The sequence below is a fragment of the Corynebacterium sp. HMSC072D12 genome (assembly GCF_001813925.1).
GTDB lineage: Bacteria > Actinomycetota > Actinomycetes > Mycobacteriales > Mycobacteriaceae > Corynebacterium > Corynebacterium aurimucosum.
Genome location: NZ_KV814416.1, coordinates 1 through 12,908 on the forward strand (window position 1 = coordinate 1; position 12,908 = coordinate 12,908).

The window sequence follows — 12,908 nt, forward strand, 5'->3', positions numbered from 1 at the left end:
CTACGTGTCCACGATTTGGGGGCAACCCCAGTACGCAGGAAAACCTGCGAGCCTTATGCCAGCGCCACCCATCATCCAAAGCCAGACTAACGGGCAATCCGGCGACCCCAAGTCCGGCTTCACGTGCTGCCGGAAGCAGCAAGAGCTACGGGATCCTTAAGCCCTTAAAGAGCGAAACCTGCCAACCGGATGAAGGTTTACGGGCACTCCGTCGTTCCTGGAAGACGCGTCTCCCTTTCTATACAGGCCAACGGACACCGGGATATGCGGATGGTTTAACGTGTCGTGAGCATTCGAGTGGGCACGGCTAGCGCGGTGCGAAGGCCGTATAGTCAGCGGGACTGGCGCCTGCTCCAACGGCGCGCTCGGCGGCCTTAAGGAAATCGGACACTACCTTGCGGTCATCGAGGTTACGGCCGGAAATCGATAGGCGCACGGTGTTGCCGCGCTGCGCGGAGCGCTCGGCAGCGCGGATGATGTTGCGGCGCCACCACTTGGCCGAACCGAAACCCTCACCAAAGGACAAGTTGCGGGCTTGGTGGAGCTCGCCGGTGCGCAGGTCATGGATGCCGCGGGTGGATGCAGCAAAGTCAAAATCAAACTCAGGAAGAACTTCTAGAGTTCCCTCCGACATACGCCAGCGCGGCGGCGCAAAGATAGTGGGTTCAAAGCCGATTCTGGCCATCTGCCGCGTCGCCCCCTTGAGGCGCAGACGCGCCTCGTGTGCATCCAGGTTTGCGAATTCCGCACGGCGGCCCTGAACTGCTTGGTCGAAGCCGTTGAGAATGAGCACTCGGCCCGATTCGGCCTGCTCACGCAACCACGACTGTGTCGCCGAATCCTTAGCCAGGTGCCAATTGCCATCGATGTGTGGCGCTACGAGCAAGGACACCGGGATATCCGCTTTATCGAACTGCTCCAGCAGGTCAGCGGCCTGCCTTCGGGTGTCGTCGAAGATACTGGAAATCGAAACCAAAAGGTGGCCATGCATAAGGAAAATTATCGCACAGCCACCGTCCCGTCGCGCGCCGAGGGGAAGCCTCACTCCCCCACATGGGCGGCCTAGGACGCTGTGCGGCTCATTAGCCACACAGCTCAAGCGGGGAGCCTAAGACTCAACCCCCGTGGCCTGGTTAATCAACCACGCATACTCGAATGCCGCCTGCCGCCACTTGGCATAGCGGCCAGACACACCACCATGGCCGGCGGCCATCTCAGTCTTGAGGAGGAACTCGCCACCGGTGGCGACGTCACGAAGCTTGGCCACCCACTTCGCCGGCTCCACGTAGAGCACGCGGGTGTCGTTAAGCGAGGTCAGCGCCAGGATATTGGGATACTTCTGCGGCGCAATGTTCTCATACGGTGAGTAAGAAGCCATGTAGTCATAGACCTCCGGGTCGTGGTACGGGTCGCCCCATTCTTCCCACTCCACCACCGTAAGCGGCAGCTCCGGCATGAGAATCGAGGTCAGCGGATCCACGAAGGGCACGTTGGCCTCGATGGCCTTAAACCGATCTGGCGCCATGTTCGCCACCGCGCCCATGAGCAGTCCACCGGCGGAGCCGCCCTCAGCCACCAAGGTGTCCGGCGTGGTCACCCGGCGCGCGATGAGGTCATCGGCCACCGCGATGAAGTCCGTAAACGTGTTCTTCTTAGCCAGCATCTTGCCGTCGTCGTACCAGTTGCGGCCCATCTCACCACCACCGCGCACGTGCGCCATGGCAAAGATCATGCCGCGGTCCATGAGAGACAAACGGAAGACCGAGAAATACGGGTCCATGTTCGCCTCATAGGAGCCGTAGCCATACAGCAGCGTCGGGTTCGGCTGCGTGCGGTCGAGGTCCGCGCGGTGCACGATGGACACCGGCACCTTCGTCCCGTCAGGCGCTTCAGACCAGACGCGGTAAGCCACGTACTCATCCTTGTCATAGCCGCCAGGGACTTCCTGTTCCTTCAGCAGCGTGTACTCGCCGGTGGCCACGCGGTAATCAAAGAGCTGGGCTGGCTGGATGAAGGAGGTATAGCTCACGCGCAGCACCGGCGCATCCCACTCCGGGTTGACGGCCACGCCAACGGTGTAGAGCTCCTCGTTGAAGTTGAGCTCGTCGAAACGCGCCCACCCCTCCCGCACATCCATTACCGCGGCACGGCCAATGCCGCCGCGGCGGTAGCCCACGACGATCTGGTCGCGGTAACAATCCACGCCTTCAATGCGCACGGTGTCATCATGCGGCATGAGGACGGTGAGTTCGCGCAAGGCTGGAAGGTCATCGGAGACAGGACAGTAGCCTAAGGCAAAGTTGGGGCCGGTGGCATTGTGCGTGACAACCCAGTAGTCGGTGCCGTCCACCACCGCATGGTCGACGTCATAGTCCACGCCGGTCTCCCGCTCCCAGAGGCAGCGGAACTCCCCCTCGGGGTTGGACTGCTCGAGCACCCACGCCTCATTCGTCGTCTTCGAGCCGGACACAATCATGATGTACTTCTCGCTGCGGGTCGTCCCCACGCCAATGCCGAAACGCGAATCCTCCTCGCGCATGACCACGACGTCCTCTGACTGCGGGGTTCCCACACGGTGGCGCCACACGGTGTCCGGCCGCCAGGCGTCATCGACGGTGGTGTAGAAAATGAACTCCTCCCCGACCCACGTCGCACCATAAAAGATGCCTTCCAGGCGGTCCTCCAACAGCTCTCCTGTGCGCAGGTCCTTGATGAAGAGCTCAAAGCGCTCGTCGCCGGCCACGTCCACGGAATAGGCCAGCAGGTCACCGGAATCGCTCACCGTGGACGCGCCCAGGGCGAAGAAGTCGTGGTCTTCGGCGAGCGCGTTGACGTCGAGAAGCACCTGCTCCCCTTCCGGCGCCCCCTCCTCCGGGATGGTCGGCGGAGTCCACGGATCAGAACCTTCCGACACCGGGATGCGGCAGCTGTAGCCGTACTCCTGCCCCTCCTCGGTGCGCCCGTAGTACCAGTACTTACCGCGGCGCTGGGGCACGGACATGTCCGTCTGCTTAATGCGGGACTTGACCTCGGTGAAGATGTTCTCCGTCAGGGTCTCCAGGTGCGCGGTGCGCTCTTGGGTATAGGCGTTTTCAGCCTCCAAGTATTCGCGGGTCTCCGGGGAGTCTTTCTCACGCAGCCACTCGTAGTTATCGATGAAGCTGCGGCCATGGAACTCACGGGTGACCGGGCGTTTCGCTGCGTGTGGTGCGTTCATTCAGCCTCCTTAAAAAGTGGTCCCGGACAGGCGTTCAAAGGCCTCAACATAACGCGCGCGGGTGGCCTGGACAACGTCATCCGGCAGGCGCGGCGGCGTGGACTCCTTGTCCCAGCCGGAGTCGGTGAGCCAATCGCGCACGTACTGCTTATCAAAGGAAGGCTGGACCTTGCCTTCCTCGTAGGTATCGGCCGGCCAGTAGCGCGAGGAGTCCGGGGTGAGGACCTCATCAGCTAAGACCAAAGTGCCGTGCTTATCGACGCCAAACTCGAACTTCGTATCCGCCAAAATAATGCCCTTCTCCTCCGCCAGCGCGGCGGCCGTGGCATAAATGCGCAGGGTGGCTTCGCGCAGCTGCTCAGCTCGCTCGCGGCCTAGCTTCTCCACAACGACGTCGAAGGAGACGTTCTCATCGTGGTCGCCCTGCTCCGCCTTGGTGGCCGGGGTGAAAATGGGCTCGGGCAGGCGGGAGGCCTCGGTCAGCCCCTCCGGCAGCCCGACGCCGCATACGCTGCCGGATGCCTTGTATTCCTTCAGCCCGGAGCCGGTGAGGTAACCGCGGGCGACGCACTCGAAGGGCAGCATGTCGAGCTTCTGCACCACCATGGCGCGGCCGAGTACCTCTTCGGGGATGCGCTCATCATCGAGCGGGCCGGCGAGGTGGTTAGGGAAATCAATGACGTCGAAGAAGAACTTCGAGGTCGCCGTAAGCACACGGCCCTTGTCCGGAATGGCGGGCTCCAGGGCGTGGTCGTAGGCGGAAATGCGGTCGGAGACGACCATGAGCAGGGTATTGTCGTCGATTTCGTAGATATCGCGCACCTTGCCGGAGGCGATGTGGGCATAGGAAGAAAGTTCTGGACGCATGACATACATCCTAGACCCGTCTAGACTGCTTCAAGATACATCCCAAGCATGAGGAGTTAAGCCTGTGCACTCTCGCATGATCTCCCTTTTGACCTCCGCTGCACTGGTGGGCGGTGCCCTGAGCGTGCCGGCGGCGCAGGCTGCCGATATCTCCGTGCGCGAATCTGACCACGGCCAATGGCTGTGCACGATGTCGGCCTCGGCCACGGATCGCGAGCTAGCCCGGGACGTCCGCGCTGGATATATCGCGACGATTAAGGCGACTTCCGAGCAGATTCAAGCGCAGTTCCCGAAGCTGGATTTCTCCGCGTATACCTCGCGCGATATCAGCAAGGCTCCGGGCTATGCGGCGACGGTGGCCGCGCTGGCCAAGGCCGGCTACACGGGCGCGGATATGGTCATCATCATGGTCGGCGCCGCCGCTCCGGAGGCGCTCGTAGCGGATGAGTCGGTGCTGCTGCCGCAGGACGCCGAGTACTCCATCAATGCTGCTGCCGCCCGCGCAAAGAAGGGACCGGCGCCACTACTGTCGACGGGTAGCGATTTCAGCCCCAAGCTGCGCGCCGCTCTGGCAGAAAACCAGGCACAGGAGAAAGAAGCCGTTGACGCCTTCAACGCAGCGCAGGTGCAGTCTTTCGCTGAGTGCGTCGAGGAACTGCGCAGCCGCGGTGCGCAAGAAGGCATCCAGCCGGTGCCGGAGCTGCCCATTCCGGGCAAGACGACGCAGCAGCAAACCTCGTCCACGGGTGCTGCGGTTCTCGGCATCATGGCGGTACTCACCGCGCTGATGATCGGCGGCTACCTCGCCTCCAACGGGAAATCCCTCGGCGGCTTCGAGTTGCCGGTGCTGCGCATCCCCGGGATGGCCTAAAAGCTAGTGCCGGGTGGCCCGGGACGTCGATAGAAGGTCGTTTCGATCAAATAGGGACCAGAAAATTCGGGCAACCTTAATTGATCGAAACGTACATGGACCGGGCCAGCGCGGTACGTTTTCGTAAATAGAGCCTCAAAAACTCGCGTTTGAGAGGGCTTGTCTGCGAAAACGTACCGCGCCGGGTCGTCCCTTCACAGGGGATCCCCCGGCCGCGTGAGCTAGAGGATTTCGCCCGGGGTGTAGGCCGCGGCCTGCGGGTGCTGGTCAGCAATCGCCTTGATGCGGCCCAGAATCTGGCTCACCTGCGACTCGGCAGCACCGATGAAGGCGTGCTTATCCGACAGCGCGGCCTCGAGAGCGGCGGCATCGAGCGGCAGGCGCTCGTCGGCAGCCAGGCGCTCAATCAGGTCCTGCTCCCCGCCATTCTCGCGCATGTTGAGTGCTACAGCGACGGCGTTTTCCTTGATGACCTCGTGCGCGGTCTCACGGCCCACGCCCGCGCGCACCGCCGCCATGAGGATGCGGGTGGTGGCGAGGAAGGGCAGGTAGCGCTCTAGCTCACGGTCGATCATCGCCGGGAAAGCACCGAATTCTGCCAGCACGGTGAGGAAGGTTTCGAACATGCCGTCAATGGCAAAGAAAGCATCCGGCAAGGCAACGCGGCGCACCACCGAGCAGAAGACGTCGCCCTCGTTCCACTGCTGGCCGGACAGGTCCGCCACCATCGTCAGGTAGCCGCGCAGAATGACCTGGAAACCGCCGACGCGCTCGCAGGAGCGGGCATTCATCTTGTGCGGCATCGCGGAGGAACCAACCTGGCCCTCCTTGAAGCCTTCAGTCACGGTTTCGTTGCCGGCCATGAGGCGGATGGTCGTCGCCAGTGAGGAGGGCGCAGCACCAAGCTCCACCAGCGCGGAAACAGCATCGAAGTCGAGGGAGCGCGGGTAAACCTGGCCCACCGAGTTGAATACGCGGGAGAAGCCCAGGTGATCCGCAATGCGCGTTTCTAGCGCCGCGAGCTTGTCCTCGGATCCGCCCATGAGGTCAAGCATGTCCTGCGAGGTACCCATCGGGCCCTTGATGCCGCGCAGCGGGTAACGGCTCAGCAGAGACTCCACGCGCTCGATGCCGAGCAGGAGCTCGTCGGCAGCCGAAGCGAAACGCTTGCCCAGGGTCGTGGCCTGGGCGGCGACGTTGTGGGAGCGGCCCGCCATCACCAGAGTCTGGTACTGCGCGGCGCGCTCACCGATGCGGGAGACCACCGCGATGGCTTTATCGCGGGTCAGCTCCAAAGAACGCAGGATCTGCAGCTGTTCCACGTTCTCCGTCAGATCACGCGAGGTCATTCCCTTGTGAATGTGCTCGCAGCCGGCCAGGGCGTTGAACTCTTCGATGCGAGCTTTAACGTCGTGGCGCGTGACGCGCTCACGCTCCGCGATGGAGGCGAGGTCGACGTTCTCAACCTGCGCCTCGTAAGCGGCGATAGCCGCAGCTGGGATGTCTACGCCGAGATCCTTCTGCGCCTTCATCACCGCAATCCACAGCTGGCGCTCCAGGATGATCTTGTGTTCTGGGGACCAGATTTCAGCCATCTCGGGGGAGGCGTATCGAGCGGACAGGACGTTGGAAATGTTCTTCTTTTCAGCCACGTCGCTCATTATTCCACGCCTCGCCCCAAAGGAGGCATTATCAGCGGATTAGATGCTGATCTGGCCCTTCTCCGCTGGCAGTGCGATGTCTGTGCGGAAGAAGCTGCCCTCCAGCTCGATGCCGCCGAGAATCTCGTAGGCGGCAGCACGGGCATCGGCGAGGGTGGCGCCGCGACCGAGGACGTTGAGGACGCGCCCACCGTTGGAGACGTAGCCGCCCTCCCCCGTGGTGGTGCCAGCATGGAGGACGCGGGTGGGATCGTCAAGATCCGGCGAGGTGATCGAATCACCCTTGCGCGGGGAAGCCGGGTAACCCTCGGCAGCCAGCACCACGGTAACGGCGTAGCCTTCCTCCCACTCCAGCGGCGCAAGTTCCGCCAGCTGTCCGGTGGCAGTGGCATTCAAAACCTTACCCAGCGGAGACTTCAGCAAAGCGAGCACCGCCTGTGTCTCCGGGTCTCCAAAGCGGGCATTGAATTCCACCACGGCTGGGCCTTCCTTGCCCCACGCCAGGCCGGCGTAGAGCAAGCCAGAGTAGGGAGTGCCACGCTTGACCATTTCCTTGGCCACGGGAACACAGACTTCGTCGACGATGCGCTGGACCCCGTCGGCAGGCAGCCACGGCAGCGGGGTGTAGGCACCCATGCCGCCGGTGTTGGGGCCTTCATCGTTGTCATAGGCGCGCTTGTGGTCCTGTGCCGGGAGCAGCGGGACGACAGTTTCGCCGTCCACCAAGCAGAACAGGGACACTTCGGGGCCGTCGAGGAAGGACTCGAGCAGCACTGGGTTGCCCACGGCATGAACCGCATCGACGTGCGCGCGGGCCGCGTCGCGGGACTCGGTCACCACGACGCCCTTGCCGCCGGCCAGGCCATCATCCTTAACCACGAAGTGCGGGCCGAAACGATCGAGGGCGGCCTCGATGTCCTCATCGCTGGTGCCGGGGGCGAGCTGCTCCGCGCGTGCGGTGCGCACGCCGGCGGCCGCCATGACATCCTTGGCAAAGGCCTTGGATCCCTCGATCTGTGCCGCGCTTGCCGACGGCCCGAAGACCGCAATGCCGCGCTCACGCAAAGCGTCCGCCACGCCTTTCACCAGCGGCACCTCCGGCCCGATGACCACCAGATCCGCGTCAATATCAACCGCCAGCTCCGTCATACGCGCAGGATCGTCCACCTGGGAATACTCCGGGTGAATGGTGGCTTGCTTGGCATGTGCCGGGGAACCCGGGGCGATGTGCAAATCGGTAACAGAGGGATCAGATTTAAGGCCAGTGAGCAGGGCGTGTTCGCGGCCGCCCGAGCCAATAACGAGAATGCGCATGCCGTCTATCTTAACTGGCGGTAGCCTAGGGGCCATGTCTTCCGTATTTACAAAGATCATCGAGGGCGAGCTGCCAGCTCGCTTTGTCTACCGCGACGAGAAATGCGTGGCATTTTTGTCCATCGAGCCGCTACGTTATGGCCACACCTTGGTCGTGCCAGTCGAGGAGGTCGATAAGTGGACTGACCTCGATTCTCAGACTTGGGCGCACCTCAACGAGATTGCTCTAGAGATCGGTGGCGCCATTAAAACGGCCTTTGATACCCCACGTACCGGCTACATCATCGCCGGCTTCGACGTGCCGCATACCCACATCCACCTCTTCCCCACCGAGAAGATGGAAGACTACGACTTCGCCAAGGCCTTCGCTGCCGACGCCACCGACCCCGCCGCCATGGACGAGGCCGCCGCGCGCATCCGCCAGCACCTCGGCACGGATGAGGACGGCCGCCGCAGCAACTAGGCGCTAGCTCCCGCTCGTCGGCGCCTTGGGGAGGCGGACGGTAAAGACCGATCCGCTGCCCAGCTCAGAGTCCACAGAGATCGAACCGCCGTGCTGTTCCACGAGGGACTTCACAATGGCCAAGCCCAAGCCCGAGCCACCCGTATCGCGGGTTCGTGAAGTATCCGCACGGTAGAAGCGCTCAAAGATATGGGCTGCATCTTCGGGGGAGATGCCCTTGCCGTCATCGGCGACGTCGATAAGCACGTTCTCCTCATCATCCCGCAAAGTCAGCGTCACCGATGCCTCTTCACCACCGTGACGGATACCGTTAGATACCAAGTTGAGCAACACTTGGTGCAGGCGGTCCGCGTCACCGTTGACTATCGGAATCTCGGAGGCTTCATTGTTGACGTTGATCGTGCGGCCAGAAAAGGCCGCGCGTGCCGAAGAGCCCACGGAAAGCACGAGCTCCAGCATGTCTACCTCGCGCATATCGAGGCGCGATCCCTCCGCACGCGTCAGGGCTAGCAAGTCCTCCACCAGCAGCGACATGCGCTGCGACTCGGCATCGATCTTGCTGAAGACAAATTCCGGATCTTTAGTCGCCCCCGAACGGTACAGCTCCGTGTAGCCGCGCAGGCTGGTCAGCGGCGTGCGCAGCTCGTGGGAGGCATCGCCGACGAAGCGGCGCATCTGCTGCTCCTTTTCCTGCGCATGGACGACGGAGTTCTGCAACTGTCCCAGCATGACGTTAAGCGCCGCGGCGAGCTGGCCTACCTCGGTATGTAGTGGCCACTCTGGCACGCGTTTGTCCAGGTTGCCGGCCGCGATTTGGGAGGCCGTTTTCTCGACCACGCGCAGCGGCCGCAGCGCCCGGTGGATCAGCCACATACCCACGAGCGCGATAATGAGCATGACCAGCGCCGCGATGATGACCTGGACTATAGCGAGGCCTTTCAGAATGGAGTTTTCCGTCGTCATGTCTTTAGCGACGACCACCACGGAGCCATCCGTCTTGAGCTGCGCCACGGCACGCCATTCGGTTTCGCCTTGAATTGAGCGAACGGTGCTAGGTTCACCACCAACGACCACCGAACGAGCATCCGGCAACGCCGCCGTCGGCCGCGTGGTTACCACGGAGCCATCGGGATAATACGCCAGTGCTACATAGTCCGTCGGGGGTCGGCGGCTCCCGTCCTGCGGCGTGTAGAAAGTCGCGTCGAGATTGCTGGCCCAAGAACTCAGGGCATCATTCAGCTCGGTGTCCACGCGGGTGTAGAGCACGTTGCGCATGATCGACGAGACCGCCAAGGAGGACATAGCCAGGCCCAGGCCCGAAACCAGCACCATCAAGACGAGCAGCCACGTGCGCAAGGGCAGCGCTTTAGGGCGCTGCATGCGCCGGCGCAAGGCGCTATTGCGCACCGGCGTGGATCCGGAATCCGAGCCCTGAGTGTTCGCGGGGGATTCGCTCATAGTGGATGAGCCTACGTGCGCGGTGTGCGCAGCACATAACCAACGCCGCGGACGGTGTGGATGAGCGGTGTATCGCCGGTATCAATCTTGCGGCGCAGGTAGGAGATGTAGGACTCGACCACGTTGCCATCGCCGCCGAAGTCGTAGTGCCAGACGTTATCCAGAATCTTGGACTTGGACAGCACCACCTCGCGGTTCTGCATGAGGTAGCGCAGCAGGTTGAACTCGGTGGGCGAAAGCTCCACGATCTCCCCTGCCTTGGTGACCTCGTGGGTGTCATCGTTGAGGGTGAGGTCGGCATAGGTCATGGTGGCGTCACCGTTCTGGTCATCCACCGTGCTGCCGCGGCGCAGGATCACGCGCAGGCGGGTGATGACCTCTTCCAAGCTGAAGGGCTTGGTGACGTAATCATCCGCCCCAATGGTCAGGCCATGGATTCGCTGATCCACGCTGTCTTTGGCGGTGAGGTAGAGGACGGGGCCGTCGAGGCCTTCCGCGCGCAGCTTGCCCAGCAACTCAAAACCATCCATGCCCGGCATCATGACGTCCATGATGTAGGCATCAGGGTTGATCTCCCGCGCGATGCGCAGGGCTTCGTTGCCGGAGTTGGCGCTGTGCACGTCGAAACCTTGAAACTTCAGGGAAACAGTAAGTAGTTCAACGATATTGGGCTCGTCATCGACGACAAGTACCTTGACGTCCTTTGAATCATCCATGGTCCCGCTTTGGTCCTTTCTCCGCTGTTCCTATGACTAGGTGGCGTGGGGGTTTCTCATTCAAAGTGAGAAGTATTGCACTACGCCTTCCCAGGGTACTGAGCGGAGTCTGGACGTGCGCTGTGAACAAATCAGTCCCACACGAGATTACCCAGATCCAGCCCTTCTGCCTGGGCTTGTGCTTCAATCAGCTGACGCAAGTAGCCGGCATTACCGCGATAGGTCTCATCGAAGCGCGGATCCTCGCAGTACATGCGAGCCAAGATCACTTGCTTGGACCTCGACACTGGGTACCACTGAGCAATGAGGTCGCGGTGCTTGTCAACGATTTCCTTCGCCCCCTCGCTGCCCGGTTCAAGCCCTGCGTTCGCGGACTCCTCTAGCTCGGCCGCAAAGTTTTCATGATCCACGGAGAATCCTTCCCAATCCTTCTTCCCCATCGATTCCGCAGCGGCCGCACTCGCCGCCCATTCTTTGCTGTCTCCCCACTTCTCGCGGGCTTCTTCCTGCAGTTGGGGCCATGCATCACCCAGATTGCGCACTTTTTGGCTGGGGCTTAGGTTCTTATCCATTTCGGTCTCCTCAATCAGTCTTTCCACTGCGTACAACATCGCATCGACGTCGGCTCGCCGCTTCTGTAAAGCCTCGTGTTGGCCTCGGAGGCGGGCCAGAGTGGCGGAGGAAGGGGCATCGAGAAGCACTGCGATGTCCTTCAGCTCAATTCCCACGCTGCGATATATCAGGATGTCCATCCCGCGCTGCACGTCATCTTCGGTGTACAGGCGGTGATCACCCCCAGTGCGCCACTGTGGGCTGAGCAACCCAATGTCATCCCAGTGCCGCAACGTGCGGGTGGTGACTTTGAGGATTTCGGCAACGTCGCCGATGCTGTAGTCATTACGCATGACGTTGAGCCTAAAAGTTGACGTCGCGTTAAGTGCAACTCCTACCACTCAGCACATATTTTTGCCTACGATAATGAAGCATGACGCAAGCCTCGAAACGCACTGACCGCCTCACCGTGGCTGCTTGGGCCCTGTGGGACTGGGGTTCGGCTGCCTTCAACGCGGTTCTCGTGACGTTTATTTTCTCGGTCTATCTCACCGACTCGGTGGGCCAACACATTGACTCGCAGTTCACCCCGGCGCAGTGGTTGTCCTGGTCCATGACGGTGGCGGGTCTGGTGATTTTTGCGGTCACCCCCGTGATGGGCCAGCGTTCCGACCGGTTGGGCACGCGGCGGCGCGCGCTGGGCTTCTGGTCGCTGCTGACCTTCCTGGTCATGGCCAGCCTGTTTTTCATTCGCAACGATGCGCCCGCGTATTTCTGGCTGGGTCTTATCGGCTTGGCGGTAGGTTCGGTGACCATCCAATTCGCCGAAGTCAATTATTTTGCCCAGCTCAACCAGGTGGCCACCGAGGACAAGGTGGGCCGGGTATCTGGCCTGGGCTGGTCGGCGGGTTATTTCGGTGGCATCGTGCTGCTGCTCATCTGCTACTTCGGCTTCGTCTCCGGAGAGGGAGGCGGACTTGGGCTATCCACGGAGGGCGGCTGGAATATTCGGCTCGTGGCACTGCTCGCCGCGGCGTGGTTTGGGCTATCTGCCATTCCCGTGCTGCTGCGCGTGCCGGAGATTGCACCGTCGGGTGAAGCAGCGGGCGGCGTTGCGGCGTCGTACCGCGAGCTGTGGCGCACGGTGCACACGCTGTGGCGAGAGGATCGCAACGCCTTTGCCTTCCTTTTCGCTTCTGCCATCTTCCGTGATGGGCTCTCGGCCGTATTCAGCTTCGGGGCGGTGTTGGGCGTATCCGTCTATGGGCTTTCGCCTGGCGACGTCCTCATCTTCGGCGTTGCCGCCAACGTTGCGGCCGCACTGGGCGCGGTTGCGGGCGGGCTGATCGACGACCACGTGGGCCCCAAAGCCATCATCCTCACCTGCCTGACAATTCTGACGTTGATGGCGGGCATCATGTTCTTCGCGCAAGGCCCGACGGCCTTCTGGATCTGCGGGCTCATCCTGTGCCTGTGCGTGGGACCAGCCCAGGCTTCCGCCCGCGGCTTCTTGGCGCGCGTTGCCCCGCCAGGACGTGAAGGCGAGATGTTTGGCCTCTACGCCACAACCGGGCGTGCCGTAGCGTGGTTGACGCCTTTCCTGTTCGGCGTCTTCGTCTCCCTGATGGGCCAAGGAGACCGGGGAGGCGTGCTCGCCATAGGGCTAGTCCTCCTCGTCGGAGCGATCGTGCTCATCCCAGTCAAAGACCCCGCGAAAGCATAACGCTGTCGCGGGGTGGAGCCGCAGGGCGTGGGTTCCTTGTGGTGCGTAGGTCCCTTCTAGCGTGAG

General features: G+C 62.1%; 11 protein-coding genes. 3 read left to right on the forward strand and 8 right to left on the reverse strand.

Going from position 1 to position 12,908, the window contains the following annotated elements; translation table 11 throughout:
- Positions 1-307: 307 nt before the first annotated feature.
- From HMPREF2943_RS10380 to HMPREF2943_RS10390, 3 genes are all read right to left on the reverse strand, one after another.
- The gene (locus HMPREF2943_RS10380) at positions 308-991 is read right to left on the reverse strand and encodes a DUF2334 domain-containing protein (RefSeq protein WP_070446055.1); all 684 of its coding nucleotides are present in this window, start codon (positions 989-991) and stop codon (positions 308-310) included.
- Between the two features lie 117 nt (positions 992-1,108).
- Positions 1,109-3,217, reverse strand: coding sequence for a S9 family peptidase (locus HMPREF2943_RS10385; RefSeq protein WP_070711526.1), 2,109 nt, complete (start codon positions 3,215-3,217; stop codon positions 1,109-1,111).
- Positions 3,218-3,226: 9 nt separating this feature from the next.
- The gene (locus HMPREF2943_RS10390) at positions 3,227-4,084 is read right to left on the reverse strand and encodes a phosphoribosylaminoimidazolesuccinocarboxamide synthase (protein WP_070645608.1); all 858 of its coding nucleotides are present in this window, start codon (positions 4,082-4,084) and stop codon (positions 3,227-3,229) included.
- Between the two features lie 64 nt (positions 4,085-4,148).
- Between HMPREF2943_RS10390 and HMPREF2943_RS10395 the strand changes: the two genes are divergently transcribed.
- A complete protein-coding gene (locus HMPREF2943_RS10395; RefSeq protein ID WP_246817307.1) occupies positions 4,149-4,955 on the forward strand; it encodes a serine/threonine protein kinase in 807 nt (268 codons plus the stop codon).
- A 221-nt stretch (positions 4,956-5,176) separates the two neighbouring features.
- Here HMPREF2943_RS10395 and purB read toward each other — a convergent pair whose 3' ends face one another.
- Positions 5,177-6,616 (reverse strand): adenylosuccinate lyase, encoded by a 1,440-nt coding sequence (purB, locus tag HMPREF2943_RS10400; RefSeq protein ID WP_070446043.1) that lies wholly within the window; start codon positions 6,614-6,616, stop codon positions 5,177-5,179.
- Between the two features lie 39 nt (positions 6,617-6,655).
- The gene (purD, locus tag HMPREF2943_RS10405) at positions 6,656-7,930 is read right to left on the reverse strand and encodes a phosphoribosylamine--glycine ligase (RefSeq protein WP_070711528.1); all 1,275 of its coding nucleotides are present in this window, start codon (positions 7,928-7,930) and stop codon (positions 6,656-6,658) included.
- 34 nt (positions 7,931-7,964) lie between these two features.
- Between purD and HMPREF2943_RS10410 the strand changes: the two genes are divergently transcribed.
- Positions 7,965-8,393: an HIT family protein gene (locus tag HMPREF2943_RS10410; RefSeq protein WP_070645602.1), complete on the forward strand. Its 429-nt coding sequence runs from the start codon at positions 7,965-7,967 to the stop codon at positions 8,391-8,393.
- A 3-nt stretch (positions 8,394-8,396) separates the two neighbouring features.
- On the opposite strand, the gene HMPREF2943_RS10415 is transcribed toward HMPREF2943_RS10410, so the two are convergent.
- The 3 genes from HMPREF2943_RS10415 to HMPREF2943_RS10425 all read right to left on the reverse strand — a co-directional run bounded on the left by HMPREF2943_RS10415 (position 8,397) and on the right by HMPREF2943_RS10425 (position 11,472).
- Positions 8,397-9,851 carry a sensor histidine kinase gene (locus tag HMPREF2943_RS10415; protein WP_070711529.1) on the reverse strand — a complete coding sequence of 485 codons (1,455 nt, stop codon included), beginning with the start codon at positions 9,849-9,851 and terminating at the stop codon, positions 8,397-8,399.
- A gap of 11 nt (positions 9,852-9,862) precedes the next feature.
- Complete coding sequence (locus HMPREF2943_RS10420; protein WP_070711530.1) at positions 9,863-10,567, reverse strand: response regulator transcription factor; 705 nt, start codon at positions 10,565-10,567, stop codon at positions 9,863-9,865.
- A 131-nt stretch (positions 10,568-10,698) separates the two neighbouring features.
- Positions 10,699-11,472: a MerR family transcriptional regulator gene (locus HMPREF2943_RS10425; RefSeq protein ID WP_070711531.1), complete on the reverse strand. Its 774-nt coding sequence runs from the start codon at positions 11,470-11,472 to the stop codon at positions 10,699-10,701.
- Positions 11,473-11,552: 80 nt separating this feature from the next.
- Between HMPREF2943_RS10425 and HMPREF2943_RS10430 the strand changes: the two genes are divergently transcribed.
- On the forward strand, positions 11,553-12,842 hold the full coding sequence (locus HMPREF2943_RS10430) for an MFS transporter (protein ID WP_070711532.1): 1,290 nt from the start codon (positions 11,553-11,555) through the stop codon (positions 12,840-12,842).
- The last annotated feature ends 66 nt before the right edge of the window (positions 12,843-12,908 follow it).